Origin of the sequence: Novosphingobium capsulatum NBRC 12533, assembly GCF_001598375.1 — a bacterium.
Taxonomy (GTDB): domain Bacteria; phylum Pseudomonadota; class Alphaproteobacteria; order Sphingomonadales; family Sphingomonadaceae; genus Novosphingobium; species Novosphingobium capsulatum.
This window is the reverse complement of sequence record NZ_BCYV01000016.1, coordinates 88759-110330: the sequence shown is the minus strand read 5'-3', so window position 1 is coordinate 110330 and position 21572 is coordinate 88759. Positions and strand designations below refer to the sequence as shown.

19 protein-coding genes are annotated in these 21572 nt (G+C 62.9%); 7 read left to right on the top strand and 12 right to left on the bottom strand.

The window, feature by feature from the left end; all coding sequences use genetic code 11:
• The first annotated feature begins 197 nt into the window (after positions 1-197).
• The gene (locus tag SCA01S_RS22320) at positions 198-617 is read left to right on the top strand and encodes a hypothetical protein (RefSeq protein WP_133726799.1); all 420 of its coding nucleotides are present in this window, start codon (positions 198-200) and stop codon (positions 615-617) included.
• Position 618: 1 nt separating this feature from the next.
• On the opposite strand, the gene SCA01S_RS15850 is transcribed toward SCA01S_RS22320, so the two are convergent.
• The 12 genes from SCA01S_RS15850 to SCA01S_RS15790 all read right to left on the bottom strand — a co-directional run bounded on the left by SCA01S_RS15850 (position 619) and on the right by SCA01S_RS15790 (position 13675).
• Positions 619-2562: a glycosyltransferase family 4 protein gene (locus SCA01S_RS15850; protein WP_158272930.1), complete on the bottom strand. Its 1944-nt coding sequence runs from the start codon at positions 2560-2562 to the stop codon at positions 619-621.
• A 30-nt stretch (positions 2563-2592) separates the two neighbouring features.
• Positions 2593-2952: a hypothetical protein gene (locus SCA01S_RS15845; protein ID WP_062787351.1), complete on the bottom strand. Its 360-nt coding sequence runs from the start codon at positions 2950-2952 to the stop codon at positions 2593-2595.
• 1 nt (position 2953) lies between these two features.
• Positions 2954-4459, bottom strand: a complete 1506-nt coding sequence (locus SCA01S_RS21875; protein ID WP_157089007.1) for a glycosyltransferase — start codon at positions 4457-4459, stop codon at positions 2954-2956.
• A 332-nt stretch (positions 4460-4791) separates the two neighbouring features.
• Positions 4792-5439 (bottom strand): ABC transporter ATP-binding protein, encoded by a 648-nt coding sequence (locus SCA01S_RS15830; RefSeq protein WP_062787342.1) that lies wholly within the window; start codon positions 5437-5439, stop codon positions 4792-4794.
• Positions 5436-6233 carry an ABC transporter permease gene (locus SCA01S_RS15825; protein ID WP_062787339.1) on the bottom strand — a complete coding sequence of 266 codons (798 nt, stop codon included), beginning with the start codon at positions 6231-6233 and terminating at the stop codon, positions 5436-5438. The genes SCA01S_RS15830 and SCA01S_RS15825 overlap by 4 nt, the downstream gene beginning before the upstream one ends.
• 4 nt (positions 6234-6237) lie before the next feature.
• Positions 6238-7398: a KpsE/RkpR family capsule polysaccharide export protein gene (locus SCA01S_RS15820; RefSeq protein WP_062787336.1), complete on the bottom strand. Its 1161-nt coding sequence runs from the start codon at positions 7396-7398 to the stop codon at positions 6238-6240.
• 215 nt (positions 7399-7613) lie between these two features.
• On the bottom strand, positions 7614-8549 hold the full coding sequence (locus SCA01S_RS15815) for a phytanoyl-CoA dioxygenase family protein (protein WP_062787333.1): 936 nt from the start codon (positions 8547-8549) through the stop codon (positions 7614-7616).
• Positions 8550-8625: 76 nt separating this feature from the next.
• Positions 8626-10275 (bottom strand): glycosyltransferase family 2 protein, encoded by a 1650-nt coding sequence (locus tag SCA01S_RS15810; RefSeq protein WP_245652693.1) that lies wholly within the window; start codon positions 10273-10275, stop codon positions 8626-8628.
• A gap of 34 nt (positions 10276-10309) precedes the next feature.
• Positions 10310-10960, bottom strand: coding sequence for a DUF5672 family protein (locus SCA01S_RS15805; protein ID WP_245652687.1), 651 nt, complete (start codon positions 10958-10960; stop codon positions 10310-10312).
• Between the two features lie 247 nt (positions 10961-11207).
• Complete coding sequence (locus SCA01S_RS15800) at positions 11208-11510, bottom strand: hypothetical protein (protein WP_062787330.1); 303 nt, start codon at positions 11508-11510, stop codon at positions 11208-11210.
• Between the two features lie 41 nt (positions 11511-11551).
• Positions 11552-12556: an inorganic phosphate transporter gene (locus tag SCA01S_RS15795; RefSeq protein WP_062787327.1), complete on the bottom strand. Its 1005-nt coding sequence runs from the start codon at positions 12554-12556 to the stop codon at positions 11552-11554.
• A gap of 12 nt (positions 12557-12568) precedes the next feature.
• Positions 12569-13675: a DUF47 family protein gene (locus SCA01S_RS15790; protein WP_022677151.1), complete on the bottom strand. Its 1107-nt coding sequence runs from the start codon at positions 13673-13675 to the stop codon at positions 12569-12571.
• Positions 13676-13880: 205 nt separating this feature from the next.
• Here SCA01S_RS15790 and SCA01S_RS15785 point away from each other — a divergent pair, with 205 nt between their 5' ends.
• From SCA01S_RS15785 to SCA01S_RS15760, 6 genes are all read left to right on the top strand, one after another.
• Positions 13881-14558 carry a response regulator gene (locus SCA01S_RS15785; protein WP_062787324.1) on the top strand — a complete coding sequence of 226 codons (678 nt, stop codon included), beginning with the start codon at positions 13881-13883 and terminating at the stop codon, positions 14556-14558.
• Positions 14555-15601, top strand: coding sequence for an ATP-binding protein (locus SCA01S_RS15780; RefSeq protein WP_084391053.1), 1047 nt, complete (start codon positions 14555-14557; stop codon positions 15599-15601). Before SCA01S_RS15785 ends, SCA01S_RS15780 begins: the two co-directional genes overlap by 4 nt.
• A gap of 78 nt (positions 15602-15679) precedes the next feature.
• The gene (locus SCA01S_RS15775; protein ID WP_245652686.1) at positions 15680-16807 is read left to right on the top strand and encodes an efflux RND transporter periplasmic adaptor subunit; all 1128 of its coding nucleotides are present in this window, start codon (positions 15680-15682) and stop codon (positions 16805-16807) included.
• A 13-nt stretch (positions 16808-16820) separates the two neighbouring features.
• A complete protein-coding gene (locus tag SCA01S_RS15770) occupies positions 16821-19922 on the top strand; it encodes an efflux RND transporter permease subunit (RefSeq protein WP_062787319.1) in 3102 nt (1033 codons plus the stop codon).
• Positions 19915-20214 (top strand): DUF3240 family protein, encoded by a 300-nt coding sequence (locus tag SCA01S_RS15765; RefSeq protein ID WP_054130760.1) that lies wholly within the window; start codon positions 19915-19917, stop codon positions 20212-20214. Before SCA01S_RS15770 ends, SCA01S_RS15765 begins: the two co-directional genes overlap by 8 nt.
• On the top strand, positions 20214-21497 hold the full coding sequence (locus SCA01S_RS15760) for a TolC family protein (protein WP_062787316.1): 1284 nt from the start codon (positions 20214-20216) through the stop codon (positions 21495-21497). The genes SCA01S_RS15765 and SCA01S_RS15760 overlap by 1 nt, the downstream gene beginning before the upstream one ends.
• Positions 21498-21572 lie beyond the last annotated feature (75 nt).

Below are 21572 nucleotides of genomic sequence, written 5' to 3'. Positions count from 1 at the left end.
ATGTTCATTGGGAAGCAGGTCCGGGGTTCGGACAAGCGGGTGCCTCCCACGATACGTCCGTCACGCTGCTGACCTCGACGTGCACAGACCGCCTTGCCTTACCGCGCGACAGTTGCACGACGCTGCACAAAAGCACATACATCTGTTACGGGCCCCGCCAAGGGGAGCGTTAAAATCTCAAGGGATTATTGGTTAGAATGTCGAGCGGAACCCCGGTTTTTGATGCATCCGCTTCGACGAGGAGCGGGAATCATGTGGCTGCTGGCGATGATCACGCCGCTGCCACTATCCGCGCACTTGAGCGGCGCATCGCGCAGGCGAGCTTAGAGATTGCTACCTTGTCCGAAATGTTGCGGCTGGCTGAGGCTGATGCTGCTGAGAAGGCAGAATTGAACAACTGGCTGCGGCGGCTCGCTCTACTGCTGCTAAAGCCGCGCGCACAGCGAACGTCCCTGCGATCCTTGCTCGGGAAAGGCCGAGCAGAAGAACTGGCAGATACTGCCGACCTGTTTGATAGCGCCGCCTATCTGCGCCGTTATGCTGATGTTGCCGCCGCAAAATTCGATCCGCTGATCCATTATCTACGTCATGGAATGGATGAGGGCCGCAAGCGCTAAACTAATCGACGGACCCATTGGGTCTGCGACCAAGGCGACGGCCCAACCATTCGAAGTGCGCCTCTGCAGACATGCCGAGCAATTGCACGTCTGGGTATGTTTCCAGATACCACACCGGATCCACCCATTCACGGGATATGGGCGTAACGCGTGCCTTGCGGCGAGGAAGCCGCGCCGGCGATGCCATGCGGTGTCGATCAAGGGCTAGTGTCTCGACGATCGCCATGCGGCCCTCGATGTCATCACTGCGGGCAAATGCGATAGCTAGAAGAGCAAAATAGCCCGCCGGCCCGCAATCGCCATCACAATCAAAGCGAAGCGCAAGTGTGCCGTTGCGACCTATCGTACCGTTGCATCGACGCCAAACCGCGCGGTTGGGCAGATCACCCAGATCAACCATGTCACCGCCAGCATCCTCACCGAAACGCACGCCCAGCCTCATTGGCTTTCCCGCGGCGCTCTTTACCAAAATCTGAACAGTGACTGGATCACCTGGCGCAAGATCGGTGGCAAGCACAAGCGTGGCATTTGCCCCTTCAGCCCAGCAGCCCCAATCGTCATTGCCCCCCCAACCGTGGAGACGGCTGGCCGCGAGATATCCCAGGGACTCTCCGCGTGCATCTCGCCGGGCGACCTCCCAACGGCCCATGCCGTGAATTTCACCCGACGCGAAACGAGCGTTACAGACTTCTGCCCGCGGTGCCGGAACAGACAGTGCTGCAGCAACGAAGTCATCGGTGAATTCGGCCCAGGTACGAACGCGGAAGTGCGCGACGACTTGAGCGCGCCAGTGCGCCAACTCGTCTGGATCCATCAGCAGTCGGCGAACCAGAGCCACTCCACCCGAGATATCGTGAGGATCGAGATAGCGTGCCAGATCGCCGCCAACCTCGGGCATCGACGATCGATCAGATGCAATGCAAGGAACACCGTAAGCCAGGCTTTCTGCAACCGGCAAACCGAACCCTTCGACGAAACTCATGTACATCGTGAAGGCGGCATGGCGGTAAAGCGTGGCAAGATCCTCGTCGCCAACATCGCTTAGAATATGCAGCTTGCCGCCGAGGTTCTCGTGCCGCGCCAGATCCGAAATGAAGGGATCAATATCCCAGCCAATTTTCCCTACAAATACAAGATCAGGAACCGCCGTATCGCCTGACGCAATTAGCTCCTCCCAAACCTTTACCATGTAACTATGGTTTTTCCGGATTTCGATGGTTGAAACCGAAAGCACATAAGGCGTGGCAAGCAAACGTGCGATCCGCGGATCGGAGGTAGTGCGATCCATTGCAGCAAATGAGCGCGCTGGCAGTTCGGTCGCCAAGGGTACAGCGCTGACCGGCAAGGTCATGGTAGTGCGCTCAGCCAGAAAACGCTTTGTGTCCTGGGCAACATAATGGGAATTCGTCAGCAATCCCGCAGAACTGGATGCGATGTCCACAAACGCGCGGCGGAACCGCTCTGTCGCGTCGACATGCACGAATTCGGGGTGGCTAATCTGGATGAGGTCATGAATGAAGGCAACCACTCGCACACCCCGCCGCCGCATGGCCATCAGGATGTCGTAATCGCTGTAAATCCAGAATGCGCCAGCAATGACAAACACATCGTCTGCAGCGGGAAACACCAATTCACGGCTCGAATAGACCGCATCAATTGCGCGATCGAGCGCGGTGCGATCTAGCCGAGCATCATCCAGCGCCGACAGCATCTTCTGCACAGCAGTGCTGTCAACCGCGTATACTAACTTCCGATCATACTCTGGTGCAACAAGCACGAAACTTGCGCCATTCCGCGCTGCCGCAGCCTCACCGTCGGCAATTAAGTTAACCACAACGCGCTGAATACCACTTACTGTGATATTCGACCGCACATAGGCCAAGAGATCGACGATATCCAAATATATCACCGGTGAGAAATCACCCGCCCCTTTGGTAAAGCGCACGCGATTAAACCCAACCGATGACATATATGCTCAAGCTCTTTCCGGCACGGTCTCGGCCAGTGCCGCAAGCACTCCCTGCAACGTGGCCTCGGTGACAACGGCGCGCATGGAAAGCGCGCGATACCCTGCCGGAGTTAGGTGATAATCCCAGTAATATGTCGCATCCTGGGATTCGTAAAAGTGTCCTCGCGCCAACTTGAGATCTATCAGCATGCCAAGCGCCATTCCAAGACGGTTGATCGCCATCGCTTGATCATCCGTTAGCAGCTTGTCAGCCGAGAACCCACATACTGCGGGGTAATCAATGGCTATAGCTCCAGGGAAAGAAGCGCGTAGCGTATCAAGGAGCGCCGGAAAACCGACTTGGTTGAGATGGGTAACGGCGCTCATCTTATACTTCCTCGTGCGCAAAAATACTGGCGAGCCGGCCTTTCAGGGATGACTGCACGAATGCTTCCTGAGCAAAAGACTTGAGCGCGCCGCCGGTATCCCGTTCTGCAGGGTCGTTCAGAAAGCGCTCAATCTGCGCCACGAGAGCGTCCGCGTCAGATGGAGGGAAGAACGCTGCCTTGCCGTCCGTCACCTCACGGAAAACCGGAATGTCGGAACAAATGATCGGCGCGCCAAACAACGCTGCTTCGATGATCGGAATCCCGAAACCTTCTGAGAAGCTGGGGAAAATGAATGCCTCGCAGGCACTCAACAAGTCAAACTTCTGCCCGTTGGAAACGTAGCCGGTAAAATGAAGATTCGGGAAAAGCTCCGGCCGCTCGTTCATATGCGCATTGCCATTGATCTGGCCCATCACAACAATATTAGCACGCCCAACGAGCATCTTAGACGCTTCGACAAGCACAGTAATATTCTTTCTTGGCTCGTCCGATAGCACTGTGCAGAAATAAGGAAGATCGCCATTCCAGGTGGGCATTGCTGATGCGGCAGGCTTATTTGCACGCCAACGCGTACGCTCAACCTCTGCAGGTTGATCGCTTGACTTCAATGCGTAACCAGCAAACTCAGCCGCTTTGTTGTCGGCAATGTCGCGGATATAGTCCGCTTTCAGCTTGCGCCCGATAATTTGAGCAGCGTTTGCAACCTCTTTTCGCACCGGCGGATAGATGATCGTGCTAGAAGTAAGCTCAAGAGCAGGATAAAGCTCTTCGAAATATGAGCGGGTAGTTTCAGAAACAAAGATACCATTGCGTCCGGCTTTCGCAGTTGCAGAAAGCTTGTTCACAAACATTTCCCGCCAATCATACGCCATCCATTCGATGAGCGGAATCACATCGTGGACAACAAAAATGATTTTTTCCTGCGGAATATTGATGAAATCAACGCAATGGGGCGTATCGACAAAAACGTAGTCATACCCCGCGGCATCGACAATATTAGGCCGCACACCATGAATAGCGCGCCGAAACGACTCCCCGTAAACACGCGGAGAAATCACGAACCCATCAAACAGCAACAGATGATCTGTCAGCAGATTTCCACGAAACTCGCGAAATATATCCTGATCTGCTGGGAGATATTTCTGCGCTTCAACGCGACGACCATCATCTATGGTCAGCTGAAGATTGGCAAGATCGGGGAATTCGTCGCACAGGCGCTGAAAGGCACGATTGGGATAGTGCCACTCAAAGCTGAAACGATCACCCTGGAAGTGCTTGAAGAGATCTGCCAGAACAGCTTTGGCTTGAATTGTGCTTAGGGTGTCGATAGCGCCCCGTGCCACGCGATTGTACACGCCGGCCGTCGGAGGCTCGACCAACAGGTCAACGGAAAATGACAGATCCTTGAGAATCTGCACAATACCGTAACTAAAATTGAAAATGCCGCGAGCATGAATCGGAGTGCCAAGACTGTCCGAGACAAACAATATCTTTTGATTGGTCACAGAATATGCAATCCGTTTCTAGTTACTTGTGCAGCGCCAAAGGCGAAATTCAGGTGTCGTCAACATTATCGTCAAGTTTGACAATTTCGAATGTCCAAAACAGCCATCTCGCTTCAACATCGCGCAATCGCCCGGAGGTCTAGATGGAATGCCTCGCATCCGTCAAGGTGCTGGATCAACCCACATCTCTGCTTTCGCCTGGCGACCTTCGCTTCTAAGCATAGACTTAAGCAGCATCTCACCGTGCCACATCGGCCTGCGATCCCCATACGGCCAAACACCCTGCCCATGCCTCTCGGACAATCACCGCATCCCCCAAAATGACGCAGTGATTAAAGCCGCTCATACTCTTCAATTGCCCGCGCCACATCATCCGTCTCGGTGGCCTGGCCATCTCGGAACACGACAGCGCGGTTACAGAAATCGCGGATTGCGCCCATATCATGCGAGGCCAGAATCAGCGTTCGATCCTTGCGGCGCTCGAAAAGCTCGTAATGACATTTCTCACGAAAATTGGCGTCACCAACGAGGATGATTTCATCGATGAGATAGCAATCAAAATCGATCGCCAGCGACAACCCAAACGCCAACCGCGCCCGCATGCCCGATGAGTAGGTCTTCACAGGCATGTTGAGCTGACGACCGAGCTCGGTAAAATCCTCGATGAAGTCCTTCATCCAATCATACGGCTTGCCATAAATCCGCGCGATGAAGCGCGCATTATCGTAGCCAGTCAGACTGCCCTGGAAGCCACCGTTGAAGCCGAGCGGCCATGAGATCGACATCGTCCGGCGAATGGTGCCGGACGTCGGCAGTTCCACGCCACCGAGCAGCTTGATGAACGTTGACTTGCCCGCGCCGTTACGCCCGAGCAGAGCAATCTTGTCAGCCGGATTGACGCGCAAACTCAAGTCCCGCAGCACGTGCTTGCGCCCATGACCCATGGGATAGGACTTGCTAAGATTTTGGCACACGATCATTCGACAACAATCTTTCGGCGCACGCGGCGAATTAATACTAGTCCGATCGCAGAGAAAATCATCGATACGCCGAGCGGATACCAGACGTCATAATAGACAACCAGATGCTCCCCCCAAATGCCGCCACGCATCATTTCGACGCCGTTCACAAATGGCGACCACAAGATGTATTGCCGAAGCCCAGGGCTTAACCAGGAAACCATCGTGAACGAGCCTGAAAACGGAATCATGATGTAGGTAGTTACCGGAAGAAATTTTTCCAGAACTTCGGACATTTCCGACAGCGGCGCGATCATTAAGCACAACGAAAACGAAAACGCACAGTATACGAGCCATCCCGCAATCATCAGGCCTGGATCGGCAGGGATGGGAAAGGCATCGAAGCAGATGAGAATGGTGGCGATGAACACGAATGCCATCATCGTGCCCAGCATTTCGATCAGAAAGCGGACGATGACGAAATCAAGGATCTGAATCTGGCGGTGATACATCAGGCTGCTGTTGGCCTGGAAAATTGCCACGCTCCTCCCCACAACGTGGCGGAACAGAGTGAGCGGGATATAACCCGTCACCACGAACGCCACGATGCTGACGCCATGCTCCTCCGAGCCGCGCATCATTCGCCAGATGATGGCGACGAGGCCGGCAAAGAGCAAAGGCTCGACCATCATCCACAGGAAGCCGATGTTTTCACGGCCGAACCGCGTAATCAATTCGCGGATGATCAGCGCGTGGATCACGCGGCCCTGAACCTTCAGGCCCTGGCGAAGACGAGACGGCTTGACGCTGCTCATCGCATTAATTCTCAGGCGCGTGCTCTAGAATGCCGATGACGAGCATCCAGCCGATGAAATAAAGGCATAGCAACGACGCAGCCACGGTCAGGATGCCCAGCAAGCGATGCGGCAACAGTGCGGTGTCCGGCCGGTTGGGCTCCACGACCCGCTCGAGATAAAACTGCTGCTTCTGGGCCTCGGAACGCGCCTGGACCAGGCCGGCATTTGCGGCAGTAAGATTTTCGTTCGCAAACTTCTGCTCAACCAGCAGGTCGTCGTAGTTACCCAACTTGGATGCGATCGTGTTGGCGCCGCCAACTACCCTGCCATTCTGCTGGGCGATCTGCGACGAGATTGCGGCAATGCGGTTGCGTAGAGCAGGAATGGCAGGGTTGCGTGGCGTTTCGCGCTCCATGGTTTCCAACTGCGCCTGCAACGCCGAGCGCTGCGCAACCATCTGGTTGGCAATTTCGATCACGCCGCCGGCTTGCTTGGCAGGATCGATCAAGGCAACCTGGTTGCGATATCCCGTCAAGGCAGCGGTGATCTTGCGGGTGCGCTCGGTGGCGATCTGCACCTGGCGCTCCGCCTCGGCGATCCCCCGGTCGCGCGCGCGCGCGTTCAATCGATTGACCAGATCTTCGCTGAGCCCGAGCAGGCTGCGATTGATTTGGTAGGCATCTTCAGGCGTGAATGCCTTCACCTTCACCACGGCCGTACCGGTCTGCGGATCCAGACTGGCATCAACCATTTTGGAATAATAACGATAGAGGTATTCGAACGAGTTTCCAGTGATGAAACTGGGAAAGCGCGTGAAGATATCTCCACCATTGGCAAAGCGCTGGCGGACGGCCATGTGCCGATCCAGGGCGGCAAGCGCGTCGCGTGAACGCACATAATCCAGCACCTCGTTCGCCTGCTCCTGGCCCGCGGACAACCCCGTGGTCTGAATCAGATTCGCCAGCGATGACATTTGCGGCTTTTTGTCATCCGGAGACTTGATGACGAATCTCGATTCCGAAACGTAGATATCAGCAGCAAAAAAACCGTAGTAAATCGCCGTCAACAAAGTCGGTATGATGACGAAAATTACAAACCATTTATTCCGCTTCGCCCAGCTCGAGACGCGCGAACCCTGCGGTGAAGTCAAAATATCTGCCGACATGGCCGTCTCAGCGCTCATATTACCTGCATCAAACGAGTAGGTGCAAGCGCGCAAACGCTTTCACCATTAAACGGCGTATCGCTAGGGCATGCCACAGGGCAGCGCAAGTCTGGGAACACCTCGGCCCCGATAAACCCGACGATCCGAAAGGGCCTTTCGATACAAACAAATGGGCAAGCGGCATGGCGCTGCAAACGCCGTCGCCCTGCCCTTGCCCGATCAGTTTTGCTCGATCACTTTCTGCCCCTCAACCGCCGCAGCAGACCGCGCCAACCGCGCTTTGCCGGCTTCGGCAATGGCACCCCCAGATAGCTGCCCTGCCGCATCGCCCCTTCGGTGATCGCATAAGGGCGGCGCACATCAAGGCGTCCCAGAAACTCATCGGAAAACGCTGGCGTATAATAGATGCAATCGTCGAAATAGTAATGCGTCACCTGCGACCAGCGCGTCAGCCGTGGGTCGTTTTGCACACTGCCCCCGTGCAGCAGGTTGGCCGTCCAGATCAGGGCCTGCCCCTTGCGCGCGAGAAACGTCTCGGGCGCAGCGCCATTCGCCTCGGCAAGGGCTCGCCATGCCTCGGCGAAAGGATCCTGTGCAGACGACAACTTGCTACCGAAGCCACGGCGGCCGATCATGCCATTGTTCAGCGCTGGCCAGCGATGCGAACCTGGCAGGTAGAACAGGGGGCCGGCATCGGGGCCAATATCTTCCATGGCCAACCACACCCCGCACATGAACCGCTCCGGCAGGCTGGAGAAGTGGACCATGTCGGTATGCGCGTCTTGCTGCGTGCCGACTGGAAAGTTGAGCGTCTGGAACGGGAACGCCTGGCGGCCATAGAGCTTGGTCAACAGGTCCAGCACCGCCTGGTTCGTGGCAATGGCGCGCACATTGGCATCGAACTGCCACGCATCCTGAACGCGGCGTTCGCCGCCCGTCTTGTCACTCTGGGCATCTTCGAAGGCGATCCCGAACCGCGGCCCGAGATTGGCCTTGATCCGGTCGATGCGCGCGTCGAGCGCGGCATCGGGAAAGTCGAACACGGCAAATCCACGCGTCGCCAGGCTGTCGGCGATCCCCATCTCCGTATCCGTCAGCGCCATCGTCGCCTTCAATTGCGGAAACAGCGGCGATTCCACCAAGGGGATTCCAGGCAATGGGTTGTGCAACGTGTGCTTCCTTTTCGACTTCGGCGTGTCTCAGCAGCCAGCTTTGCCCAGATGCCCACAAGGTGCGGCGATCAGTTTAGAGCGCGATGGCGAAACGTTCACTAGCGTCGCTGAGCTGGGGATGGTGGTACGGGTCACACAGAGCGTCTGTTCTCCACAGGCGTTTGAGCGCGGCCAACTCACCGGCAAAGCGCGCGGCGCCGACAGGATCGTGACCATGCCCGCGCGACACGGATTCGTGATGGATCAATGTCGCACGCGGCTCGTAAAACGATTGCCAGCCCCGCGCGTTGAGGCGCAGGCAAAGATCGACATCATTGAACGCAACTGGAAAATCAACCTCGTTCAGCATCCCTACGGCCATGAAGCGCTCGCGCATCACCACCAGGCAGGCCGCTGTCACGGCCGAGGTGAATTGCGGCAGGGCGTGGCGCCAGTGATAGCCGCGCTCTTCGGGGCGCAGCAGTTTGTGCGCATGGCCCGCCGCCTTGCCGACGCCAAGCACGACGCCCGCGTGCTGGATGCGGCCATCGGGATAGAGCAACCGCGCACCCACCGCCCCCACGTCGGGCCGGATAGCCGTGGCGGCCATGGTGGCCAGCCAATCAAGATCGGTGATTTCGATGTCGTTGTTGAGCAGGCAGATCAGCGTTCCGCGCGCCTGTTCGACAGCACGGTTGTTGATTGCCGAGTAGTTGAATGGGCCAGGATGGCGCAGGACGCGGTATCGGTTTGGGTCCAGCTTGGCCAGAAACTCCAGCGTTTCGGGGTCATCGCTGTTGTTGTCCACCACGATCACTTCCATATCCGGATAGCGAGTCTTGGCCAGGCCATCGAGACACGTGCGCAGCAGATCAAGGCCGTTACGGGTCGGGACTATCACCGATAGCGAGGGGAGATCACGCGGCGGATTGACTGGTTGCGGCGGCAGCACCGGTTGTGGCCGCATCCGCCGGTGGTGGAGCACGGCAGGCAAGTGAAGTGGTTCTGTTGCTGCGCTGGCAATGATCCGCGCCACCAAGGCCGATACCCAATCCGGGGTCGTTGTCACCGCCCGCAGATCCTCAGGCCGGGCTTGAACCACGCACGCACCGCTCACGAAATCCCAATGCTCGAACAGCGGCGCGTTCCAGGCCGGCTTGAAATGTGGATCGTGACGATGGCGCGATCCTGCCGGTATGATGTCATCGTCGGCATAGATGACCGCAGGACTGCCTTGGGCGATAGCATGGCGATAATGCGCCAGCGCGCGGGGAGCCAGGATATCTCCCACGCGCATCGGCATGAGCCATGGCTGCTGGTCCCACGCAATATCTGCAGCGACACTTTCGAGATCAGGATGTGCTTCGGAACCAACCAGGTAGGCAGAAACGCCCAATGCCTGCAGGCAATCCAACGTGGCACGCAAGGCAGGCGCGTCGTGCGCGCCGGCCGCATCCACGAGTGCCACGATCGGCGGCGACGAATGCGGGGCTTGCACGGCGGGCGTCCCCGTTTCCCGCCGCAGCACCCACAGTCGGTACGCCCGTGGCGACAGGCCGAGCAGCGCTGCAAGCTGGCTGCGCGCCCTTACGCGCTTGCCCAGGATGCGCCACTTGATTGCGGTGGCAAACCGGTTTGGCTCAGCCAGGAACGTGTCGCAATAGACGCGAAAAGTCAGCCAAGACAGCATGACACGGCGCGCGATGCGCCGATGCAGCGGCAACCTGGTGACGCCTGTGGTCATCGCGCCATCGGCATCAGATTCGATTCTGCACCGCTCAGGCATAGTGGCCCGCGATATAGCGATTGGATATCATGCGCCAACCGCGCCGCAATCCGCCGCGTCCTGCGCTGACGGCACGCACCAGGGGCCAAAAATCTGGCCGGATCGTGCCGCGGTAATCGAGCGACTGATAGATATCCCAGAACGTGGCCACGCCCAGTGCGCGAGGCATGTTGAAAACCCCGTGATAGCCGAACGTGCACTGGGGATCGCTGGCGCGTTCGGCCGCAAACAGGTCGGCCATTTCACGCGGGGCGAAGCGCATGCCCTGTTGCTCCAGCCAGGCCCGGTTGACCCGCCCGATGGCCGTGTCCTCAGGATGAACCTGCTTAAACTGCGCCGCGCGGCATGCTTCCATCAGCCGCCGGCTGCGCAGCGAAAAGCCGCCGTTGCCCACATCATGCCCATCGGCAAATTGCGGCCAACTGGCGCCGATATAGTCGAAATCCAGAAATGCCGGCTGCCAGCGCCGTGCGTCCAGCACATGCCCATCCCATTGCGCGACAAGGCAGTGGCTGGTGGAAACATGATCGAGCAATCTGGTCAGGATGAAATCGGAGTATGCCGCCGAGGATCGCAGCGGGGCGATGCGGGCCACGCGAATGCGACTGTCGCCCGGATCGACATCGGCATCCGTGAGAAGCACACAGTCCGGTACCGCGACTTGATCGAGGCTTGCCCGCAAGGCCGACACGGTCGCTGCAACGTTGACAGACGTGGCGGCGCAGAGAGTGATTTCGGGTAGGTAAAGTTTGTCACGAGGGGGCACGCAAAACTCCGACCGCACGTTCGCACGCTTGGCTCCGCCAACGTAGAGTGCTGGTGCATAAAGGTTTGCGATAGCGTTCGCCGCACACTTCGCAATAGCGGATCGAAACCGTTCCGACCGGGATTCAGCGCCAGCGCGGCCACAGCTGCATGATCAGCGCCAGCCCGTTGGTCGCCACGAGCGGCCCGATCCAGTCAATCCACTGGTCCAGCTTGGGCCATACGCGCAGATCGAGTGGGCCCCACCACGGCATATTGGCCCGCCGGCCCTGGCCGAACATCTCGATCCAGCGATATTCCGCCTGGGCCACTTCCCGGCCGATGAAATAGGCAGATGCGATCGCCGCGCCCAGCCACCACGATCCGCCGCAGCGTCGGATAAGGAGCTGCAGCGCGAGCGCCACTGCCGCGTGTTCGAAATACATCATGGCCACGCAACGCCAGGGGAGCCGGTCGGCTCCTCAAGCGCTCAAAAAACCTTGGCAATCTCGTAGAAGATCGCGCCCACCAGGGCCGAGGCGGGAATGGTCACAAGCCAGGCGACGACCACGCGCTGCGCCACGCTCCAGCGCACGGCCGAGGCACGGCGCGCCGCGCCCACGCCGACGACGCAGCCGGTGATGGTGTGCGTGGTCGAGACCGGAATGCCAAAGGCGCTGGCGGCGAAGAGCATGATCGAGCCGCCGGCCGAGGCGCAGAAGCCCTGGTGGTGCGACAGCTTGGTGATGCGGCTGCCCATCGTTTCGATGATCTTCCACCCGCCCGACAGCGTGCCCAGGCCCATGGCGATGTAGCAAGAGATCACCACCCAGCCGGGTACGTGGAACGTGCCGCCCAGCATGCCCTGCGAATAGAGCAGCACGGCGATGATCCCCATCGTCTTTTGCGCGTCGTTGGCACCGTGGCCGATCGAATAGGCCGCCGCAGAAATGAGGTGCAGCTTCTTAAACGAGCTTTCCGCCGTGCGCGCCGAGGCCTTGGCGAACAGCCAAGACGACAGCAGCATCAGCACCATCGAGACGACCAGGCCAACCACTGGCGAGAGCACGATCGCCGAGGTGGTGGAGGTCACCCCTTTCCACACGATCGCGCTGGTGCCGGCATGCATCGTGCCCGCGCCCAGCAACCCGCCGATCAGCGCGTGGCTGGACGAGGAGGGGATGCCGCGCCACCAGGTGATGACGTTCCAGGTCATCGCGCCGACCAGAGCGCCGAAGATCACCTGCGGGGTGATCACGTCCTTGTCGATGATGCCCTTGCCCACCGTTTCGGCCACTTTCAGGCCGAAGGTGAAATAGGCGGCGAAGTTGAAGAACGCGGCAAACAGCACGGCCTGCACCGGCGTGAGCAAGCGCGTGGACACCACCGTGGCAATCGAATTTGCCGCGTCGTGCAGTCCGTTGATGAAATCGAACGCCAAGGCCATGATCACCAGTGCGATGATCAGGGGCAGCGCCACGGCCACATGGTTCATGAACCCGGCTCCTTAGGCGTGATCGATGACCAGGCCGTCGATCTCGTTGGCGACATCCTCGAAGCGGTCGACCACGCGTTCAAGGTGGCTGTAGATTTCGCGGGCGACGAAGAACTGCATCGGCGCGGTCTGGCCGTGGGCCTTGAACGCCTTGGACAGGCCGGCGTCGTGGATCTCGTCAGCCTTGCCTTCCAGGCGCACCAGCCGCTCGGTCAGCTCGTGCAGGCGGGCGGCATTGGCGTGGATCGAGCGCAGCAGCGGCAGCGCCTCGGCAATCACGCGCGCGCATTCCACGATAATCGCGGCCATGTCGGCCATTTCCTGCTCGAACGCGGTCACTTCATAGAGCGAGATCGCGTTGGAGGTCTGGTGCATCTGGTCGATCGAATCGTCCATCGCGCTGATCAGCGAGGTGATCGCCCCGCGATCGAACGGCGTCAGGAACGTGCGGCGCACGGTCACCAGCACTTCACGGGTGATCGCGTCGGCATCGTGCTCGCGCTCGGCAATCTCGCGCACGTGATCGGCCATGCCCGGCCCGCCCTGAAGCAGGCGCGCCAAGGCATTGCTGCCGGCGATCAGGGTTTGGCCGTGCGCCTCGAACAGTTCGAAGAAGTTGCCCTGGCGCGGCAACAGGTTCTGGAACCAGTGAAACATGCCCAGTCTTTCTTTCACGCTGCCCAAGCGGCGGACAAGCGGTGCGGTGGTGGCAAGGGCCCGGAATTCCGTGGCCCGGAAGCTGCGAATCAATGCCTGCAGGTCTGGCTCGTCCACCGCGTCGGCGGCAGCAGCAAGCGAAAACCATTGGCGGGTACGTTGTTCCCCTTCGGCCCAGTGCGGCAGTTCCTCGGTCACGGCCAGGGGGAAAACCTGGACCTGGACCATCACCGACGCGCCGGAACGCAGGGTCTTGCGGTATTCGAACCGGCCGAGCGCGGCGGGGCAGATCGCCCCGATCACACCGGCCTCCTCCTCCGCCTCGCGGGCGGCGGCGGCATGGGCGGCTTCGCTCTTGCCGAAATTGCCCTTGGGTATGACCCAGCGGCCCGTCCCGCGCGAGGTGACGAGGAGCACTTCGATGGGCGCGGAAAGGCCATCACCGATAGTGCGATAGGGCAAGGCAGCGATTTGGCGAACGGGACGCACTCCGGTTGCATAGCAAGTCTTCGCGCCCGCTAGAGGTTGCGCAGGCGAATCGTCAAGAATTGGTCATACGCACCACGCGATTAATCGCAGAGTGGAATGTGCCCTGCCGGCCCGCTCCAGCAGGGAATTGTTGCAGGACCATGGCATTGGCGGCGCCTAATGGCTAAACACGCCAGCCATGCGGGTGCTGATCGTGGAAGACAACGTGCGGCTGGCGGGGCTGATGGGCGAAGGGCTGTCGCGCGCCGGCATCGTCTGCGATCGCGCGACCAGTCTGGATGATGCCGACGCCGCGCTCGCCTGCGCGCAGTTCGATGCGCTGCTGCTCGATCTGGGCCTGCCCGATGGCGATGGCCGCGCCTGGCTGGAACGGCGCCGGGCCGAGGGGCTGGCGCTGCCGGTCTTGGTGCTGACCGCGCGCAGCGGGCTGGATGATCGCATCGGCGGCCTCGATGCCGGGGCCGACGATTACCTGGTCAAGCCAGCCGAAACCGCCGAGATCGCCGCACGGCTGCGCGCCCTGCTGCGCCGCCCCGGCCCGCGCGCCAATCCGGTGATCGAGGTGGGGCCGCTGCGCTTTGACACCGCCAGCCGCGTGGCCAGCGTCGCTGGCCAGCGGCTCGACCTCGCCCGGCGCGAGGCGGATCTGCTCGAACTGCTGATGCGCGGCGCGGGCAGCGTGGTGCGGCGCAGCCAGATCGAGAACGCGCTCTATAACTTCGATGATGCGGTTTCGCCCAACGCGGTCGATGCCGCCGCCTCGCGCCTGCGCCGCCGGCTGGATGACAAGGGCCTGGGCAGCATGCTCCACACCATTCGTGGGCTGGGCTATCTGTTGCAGGATGAGCAGGGATGATCGCCGCGCTGGGCCAGGGGCGCGGCTCGATCCGCCTGCGCCTGTCGGCGGGGCTTGCCGTAATCTGCGTGTTTGCCGTGGCCACGCTGATCTTTGCGCTGTTCTGGGAATACGACATCACCCCGCAAGACCTGTCCGGCCCCAACACGCGCGCCGCCTGGCGCGAGATGCGCGATCATGTGCTGCTGCCGATCCTGGTGGTGATCGTACCAACCTTGCTGGCGACCAGTTGGGTGATCAACCGTGCGCTCAGGCCGCTGGACCGTACCGCACACAGCATCGCCCATGCCCCGGCGCGGCGCGGGCTGCGCCTGCCGCATGCCGAGCTGCCCGTGGAAGTGGCGCCTTTCGTCACCTCGATCAACGCGCTGCTCGCCCGGCTGGACGATGCTGCTGCCCAGCACGAAGCCTTTGCCGCCGATGTTGCCCATGAACTGCGCACCCCGCTGGCGATCATGGCGATGCAGCTCGACAGCCCCGAGCCACTGGACCGCGCCCACCTGCGGCGCGAGATCGGGGCGATGCGGCGCCTGGTCGAACAGCTGCTGCTGCTGGCCCAGATCGAGGCAGAGGCCGCCACCCCGCAACCCCCGCAAAGCTTTATCCTGGCCGGCGTGGCCGAAGACGTGGTGGCCGCGCTCGCCCCGCAGATCATCACCCAGGGGCGCGAGATCGCGCTGGACGAGCCGGCCGAGATGGCCGCGACTACCGTGCAAGGCCACCGCGAGGCCGTGGCCGCCGCGCTGCGCAACCTGATCGAAAACGCCGTGCGTGTTACCCCGCCAGGCGGCCTGGTGCGGGTTGCGGTCGGGCCGGGCCGCTGCCTGCGCGTGGCAGACGAAGGCCCCGGGCTTGCTCCCGAAGCGCTGGCCCGGCTGGCGCGGCGCCATGCCCGCGCCGATCATGCCAGCCGCGATGGCGCCGGCCTGGGCCTGAGCATCGTCGAGCGGATCATGGCCGGCCATGGCGGGGAATTGGCCACCGCGCCGGAAGCGCGCACGCTGATCCTGCGTTTTCCCGCGCATTTGCCTGACGAGGCCTGAGAAAACACCACCAAAACGCTACCCCGTCAGGTTTTCGTCAGGCCGGGACGATAACCGGGCCCCATGCAGAACAGGGCATTGAAACGGGCGATTCTGGGCGGCGCGGCCGCCTTGGCTGTGGCGGCGGCAGGCGCCTGGTGGGTTACGCGGGCGCCTGCCCCGGCCACGTCGCAAACCGCGCAGACGCCGGCCAGCGCGCCAGCGGCCAATGGCCTGCTCGTAGTCGATCCGGCCAAGGCGGCGGCGCTTGGCATTGCCACCGCGCCGGCCCGCGCGGCCGATCAGGCACCGCTGGCTGATCTGCCGGCGATGATCGCCCCGCCGGCCAATGCCCGCGTGGCCGTGGCCGCCACCCTGCCCGGCACCGTGCTGCGCACCCTGGTGGTCGAAGGCGACGCGGTGACGCGGGGCCAGGCCCTGGCCGTGGTCGCCAGCCGCGACGTGATGACGCTATCGGCCGATCTCGCCCGCGCCCATGCCCGCGCCGGGGTCGCGCAATCGAGCGCGGCGCGCCTGGCGCAATTGAACCGCGAAGGCATCATCGCCGGGGCCCGCGCCGATGAAGCCCGCGCCGTAGCGGCCGAGGCCGGCGCCGACGTCAGCGAAAAGGCGCGCATCCTGGCGCTGGTCGGCGCGCGCGGCAGCAGCGGCACTTATACGCTGACCGCACCGATCGCCGGCCGCGTGACCAAGGCCGATATCCAGGCCGGCATGCCGGTCGATGGCACCACTGCGCCGTTCGTGATCGACGCGGCCGGCCGCTATGAAGCAACCGCCCAGTTGCCCGAGCGGCTGATCGGCCAGGTACGCGTGGGCCAGACCGTGCGCCTGCCAGTGGCCGGTGGCAGTGGCAGCGTGACCGGCACGGTCACGGCGGTGGGCAACGCGATCGATCCCGCCACCCGTTCCGCCACGCTCAAGGCGCAATTGCCCGCCGATCCCGGCATCGTGGCCGGGCGCGTCGGCTCGATCACCGTGTGGGGTGCGGCCAGCGGCGGGGCGGTTGCCGTGCCCGAAGGCGCAGTGACCACGATCGGCGTGGACGAGGTGGTCTTTGTCGCCACGCCGCGTGGCTATCAGCGCCGCACCGTGCACCGCCTGGGCGCGGCCGATGGCCAGGTCATCCTCAAGGACGGCGTGCGCGCCGGCGAGGCCGTCGTCGTTCATGGCACCAGCGCCTTGAAGGCGCTGGCCGAAGCGAACTGAGCAGGCCCGCCCCATGCTGCGCAAGCTAGTCGCGCTCTCGCTCTCGTATCGCCTGCTCGTGCTCGGGCTGGCGCTGGCCGTGGCGCTCCTGGGCACCTGGGCCTTCATCGGCCTGCCGGTCGATGCCTATCCCAATATCGCGCAAACCCAGGTCAAGATCATCCTCAAGGCGCCGGGCATGACGCCCGAGGAAGTCGAAAGCCGGGTGATCACGCCGATCGAAACCGAGATGCTGGGTATTCCCGGCCAGGCTGTGCTGCGCTCTACCGCGAAATACGCGATTGCCGACGTGACGATCGATTTCGTCGACGGGACCGACATCTACTGGGCGCGTAACCAGGTGGCCGAGCGGCTTTCAGGCGTGATGGCCGATCTGCCCGGTTCGGTCAGCGGCGGCATGGCGCCGATTTCCACGCCGCTATCCGACGTGCTGATGTTCACCATCGATGGCCCCCTGTCGCTTCAGCAAAAGCGCGAGCTGCTCGACTGGACGATCCGCCCCGCGCTGCGCACCGTGCCGGGCGTGGCCGATGTCAACGCGCTGGGCGGCTTTGTCCGCACGTTCGAGGTGCGCCCCGATCCCACTGCGCTGGCCGCCGCGCACCTGTCGATCGCGCAGATCAAGGCGGCGATCGAAAGCGGCAACCGCAACGATGGCGCCGGCCGCCTGGTCACCGGCGAGGAAGCGCTGATCGTGCGCACCGTCGGCGCGATCCAGACCGAGGCTGACCTGGCTGCGCTGGTCATCGCCAATCCGCAGGGGCGCGTGCTGCGCCTGGGCGACGTGGCGCAAGTCGGTACCGGCAGCCTTACCCGCTATGGCGCGGTGTCGCGCGGGGGCAAGGCAGAGACGGTCGAAGGGCTGGTGATCGCCCTGCGCGGGGCCGACGCGCAAAAGGTGGTTTCGGGGGTGAAGACCCGCCTCGCCGAACTGCAACACGCCCTGCCCGCCGGCACTACCATCCACACATTCTACGATCGCTCTGACCTGGTCAGCCGCGCGGTGTTCACTGTGGAAGAGGCGCTGGTCGAGGCGACGATCCTGGTGATCGTGTTGCTGGTGCTGTTCCTGGGCGATTGGCGCGCGGCGGCGATCGTGGCCACCACGCTGCCGATGGCCGCGCTGATCACCTTCCTGCTCATGCACCTGTTCGGGCTGTCGGCCAACCTGATGAGCCTAGGCGGCCTGGCCATCGCCATCGGCATGCTGGTCGATGGCGCGGTGGTGGTGGTGGAAAACGTGGTGGAGCGGCTGGGCCAGGCCAAGAATGACAGCCTGCCCCGGCTCAATCAGGTGTTCCGCGCCACGGCCGATGTGATCGTGCCGGTCTCGGCCGGGATCGTGATCATTGCCCTGGTGTTCCTGCCGCTGCTCTCGCTCCAGGGACTGGAAGGCAAGCTGTTTGCCCCGGTGGCGCTGACCATCGTGTTCGCGCTGGTCGGCTCGCTGCTGCTGGCGCTCACCCTGGTGCCGGTGCTGGCCTCGTTCGGCCTGGGCCAGGGCCACCATGGCGAGCCGTGGATCATGCGCTGGCTGGCCCCACGCTATCGCCGCCTGCTCGATGGTGCCTTTGCCCGCAAGGGTCTGGTCTATGCCCTGTCTGCCGGTGGCCTCGCCGTGGCAGTGCTGGCCTATGGCGCGGTGGGCAAGACCTTCATGCCGACGATGGATGAAGGCTCGGTCATCGTGCAGCTGACCAAGCTGCCCACGATCAACCTGGCGCAATCGACGCAGATCGACATGGCAGTGCAACGCGCGCTCAAGACCGTGCCCGAAGTGGCCGACGTGATCGCCCGCACCGGCTCTGACGAGATCGGCCTCGATCCCATGGGCCTGAATGAAACCGACAGCTTCGTGGTGCTCAAGCCGCAGTCGGAATGGCGCGGCAACAAGGACTTCGTGGTCGAGGAACTGCGCAAGGCGACCGAGGGCCTGCCAGGCGTGCAGACCACCTTCACCCAGCCCATCGAAATGCGCGTGTCCGAAATGCTCACCGGCGCGCGCGGCGATCTGGCGGTGAAGATCTTTGGCCCCGACACCCGCGTGCTGGCGGATCTGGCCACGCGCATCCAGGCAACGCTCAAGGGTGTGCGCGGCGCCACTGAAGTGCTGACCGTGGCCAACGACAATGTCGATTACCTGCAATTGAACATCGATCGCGTCGCGGCCGGGCGGCTGGGCATGCCGGTCGATCAACTCGAAGATACCCTGCGCGCCGGGGTGGAAGGGATGCCCGCCGGCATCGTCGCCGAAGGGCAGCGGCGCGTGCCGATCGTGATCCGTGGCGATGACAGCTTGCGCAGCGATCCCACCCGCTTTGCCGATATGCAGATGGTCACCCCATCGGGCAGCGTGGCGCGCGTCGCCGATATGGCACACGTCTCGCGCACGGCAGGGCCGGTCAAGCTCGACCATGAAAACGCCTCGCGCTTTGCCCTGGTCCAGGCCTTCGTTTCGGGGCGCGATCTGGTCGGCTATGTCGAGGATGCCAAGGCGCAGGTGGCGCGAGCCGTGCCGCTGCCGGCAGGCTATCGCATCCAATGGGGCGGCCAGTTCGAAAACCAGCAGCGCGCCGCCGCGCGGCTGATGCTGGTCATTCCCATGGCGCTGCTGCTGATCTTTGGTGTGCTGCTGGCCACGCTGCGCTCGCTGCGCGCCTCGGGGCTGATCCTCGCCAACATTCCCTTTGCCATGGTCGGCGGCATCGTGTCGCTGTGGCTCTCGGGGGAATATCTCTCGGTGCCGGCCTCGGTCGGGTTCATCGCGCTGCTTGGCATCGCCGTGCTCAACGGGCTGGTGCTGGTCGCGTATTTCCGCCAACTGCGGGAAGAGGGCCTGCCCATGGCAGACGTCGTGCGCCAGGGCGCGGAACGGCGCCTGCGCCCCGTGCTGATGACTGCCAGCATCACCGCGTTCGGGCTGGTGCCGCTGCTGTTTTCCAGCGGGCCCGGCTCGGAAATCCAGCGGCCGCTGGCCATCGTGGTGATCGGTGGGCTGGTCACCTCCACTCTGCTCACGCTGGTGCTGCTACCGATCCTGTTTGCCCGGTTCGGGGAAAGCGCGGCCGAGCGTGACAACCAGACTGACCTCCCGACAGAGGCGCACCATGGCTGATCTGCTGCTCACCTTCCACTGCGCGCGCGGCGATGCCGAAGGCTTGGCGCTGGCGCTGCGCGACGCCGCCGCAGCCCCAGTGCACCGCACTGACGAAATGGTGCTGGGCCACGATTATGCCGACGCCGGCACGGGCGAGCAGGTCGAAGGCCTGCTGCGCCGCGCCGCGCTGACGCTGATCGTGGCGCAAGACCGCTGCGCCGCGGTGGTCGACGCCGCGCGCGCTGCCCGCTGCCGCGCCCCGGTGCGCTGGCACGCGGTCCCCCTCCATTCCCACGGCAGGATTGCCTGATGCGCCGCTTGGCTTGCCTTCTCCTCACCGCCGCCCTGCTGCCAGCGGTCGTGCTGCCGACTGTGGCCTGGGCCGCGCCGCTGCCCGAAGTGCCGCCGGCCAACCTGCCGCCCGAAGCGGTGGTGGTGGCCACGCTGGACAACCACCCCACGGTTTCGGCCGCCGGCCAGCGCGTCTCTGCCGCGCGCGCCGCTGCCAATGCGCTGGCCAAGGGCACCCACGAAGTGCTGGTGACCGGCACGATCCAGACGCGCGACGTGACCAACGAGCGCCGCTATGCCGAATTCGATACCCAGGTGCTGCGCCCCATCCGCCTGCCCGGCAAGGCCGCGCTCGATCGCGAAGCCGGGGTGCTGGGCGTGGACGTGGCGCACAACCGCATGGAAGACAGCCGCCACCAGGCCGCGCTGCTGCTCTCGCAGCTATGGTTCGACTGGCTGACCGCGGGCGAGCTGCACCGCGTCGATCTCGCCAATGTCGCCGTGCTCGATGAAGCCCTGGCTGCGGTCACCCGCCGCCAGCAGTTGCGCGATGCCGCCGCGCTCGATGTGGACCAGGCCCGCGCCGCGCGCGACCAGGCACAGGGCACCGCCGCGATGAGCGCGGCAGACATGAACGAGGCGCGCGCGCTGCTGGCTGCCAACTTCCCCGACCTGCCCCTGCCCGATCAGCCACCCGCGCTGGGCGAGGTGCCCACGCCCGCCAACGACCTGGCCACGCTGCGCGATCTGGTCATCGCCCGCAGCCACGAAATCGGCGCGGCCGATCGCGAGGCGGCGCGGCTGGGCACCTTGGCGCGACGGGCAGAGCGCGATCGCACCGCCGATCCCAGCGTGGGCTTTCGCGCCTTCAGCGAACGCGGCGGGATGGAACGCGGCGGCGGCCTGGTGCTGCAGATCCCGCTGGGTGGTGGCTATCGCAAGGCCCTGGCCGAGGAAGCCGGCGCCCAGGCCAGTGCCGGCCTGCTCGACCTTGCCAATGTGCGCCGCGAAGTGGAAGCCATGGCCGATGGTGACCTCGCCAATGCGCGCGGCCGGCGCAGCGCGTGGGAAGGCATCGCGGCATCGGCCCGTTCCACCGCGCAGGCCGCCACGCGCACCGCGCGCGGGCAGCAACTGGGTGCGATCGACCTGGCCGACGCCCTGCTCGCCCGCCGCCAGGCGCACGAGGCGGCGCGCCTGGAAGTGGCCGCGCGCAGCGCCGCAATCCGCAGCCTGATCAAGCTGGAAATCGATTCCCACGTGATCTGGGCAGACGAAGACACCGACGAGCATCCAACCTAACGATTGCCCGCCGCGCTGTCCCGCAACGGTGCAGCGCGTTTGCAACGTGGTTAGCGAATTTGACTCCCGCTGCCG

What these genes read in the sequence shown, in the direction of transcription:
- SCA01S_RS15785 (WP_062787324.1), top strand. Translation starts at nt 13,881, where the DNA reads ATGCGGGTGCTGATCGTGGAAGACAACGTGCGGCTGGCGGGGCTGATG.
- SCA01S_RS15780 (WP_084391053.1), top strand. Translation starts at nt 14,555, where the DNA reads ATGATCGCCGCGCTGGGCCAGGGGCGCGGCTCGATCCGCCTGCGCCTG.
- SCA01S_RS15795 (WP_062787327.1), bottom strand. Translation starts at nt 12,556, where the DNA reads ATGAACCATGTGGCCGTGGCGCTGCCCCTGATCATCGCACTGGTGATC.
- SCA01S_RS15770 (WP_062787319.1), top strand. Translation starts at nt 16,821, where the DNA reads ATGCTGCGCAAGCTAGTCGCGCTCTCGCTCTCGTATCGCCTGCTCGTG.
- SCA01S_RS15810 (WP_245652693.1), bottom strand. Translation starts at nt 10,275, where the DNA reads ATGACCACAGGCGTCACCAGGTTGCCGCTGCATCGGCGCATCGCGCGC.
- SCA01S_RS22320 (WP_133726799.1), top strand. Translation starts at nt 198, where the DNA reads ATGTCGAGCGGAACCCCGGTTTTTGATGCATCCGCTTCGACGAGGAGC.
- SCA01S_RS15800 (WP_062787330.1), bottom strand. Translation starts at nt 11,510, where the DNA reads ATGATGTATTTCGAACACGCGGCAGTGGCGCTCGCGCTGCAGCTCCTT.
- SCA01S_RS15825 (WP_062787339.1), bottom strand. Translation starts at nt 6,233, where the DNA reads ATGAGCAGCGTCAAGCCGTCTCGTCTTCGCCAGGGCCTGAAGGTTCAG.
- SCA01S_RS15760 (WP_062787316.1), top strand. Translation starts at nt 20,214, where the DNA reads ATGCGCCGCTTGGCTTGCCTTCTCCTCACCGCCGCCCTGCTGCCAGCG.
- SCA01S_RS15845 (WP_062787351.1), bottom strand. Translation starts at nt 2,952, where the DNA reads ATGAGCGCCGTTACCCATCTCAACCAAGTCGGTTTTCCGGCGCTCCTT.
- SCA01S_RS15820 (WP_062787336.1), bottom strand. Translation starts at nt 7,398, where the DNA reads ATGAGCGCTGAGACGGCCATGTCGGCAGATATTTTGACTTCACCGCAG.
- SCA01S_RS15765 (WP_054130760.1), top strand. Translation starts at nt 19,915, where the DNA reads ATGGCTGATCTGCTGCTCACCTTCCACTGCGCGCGCGGCGATGCCGAA.
- SCA01S_RS15830 (WP_062787342.1), bottom strand. Translation starts at nt 5,439, where the DNA reads ATGATCGTGTGCCAAAATCTTAGCAAGTCCTATCCCATGGGTCATGGG.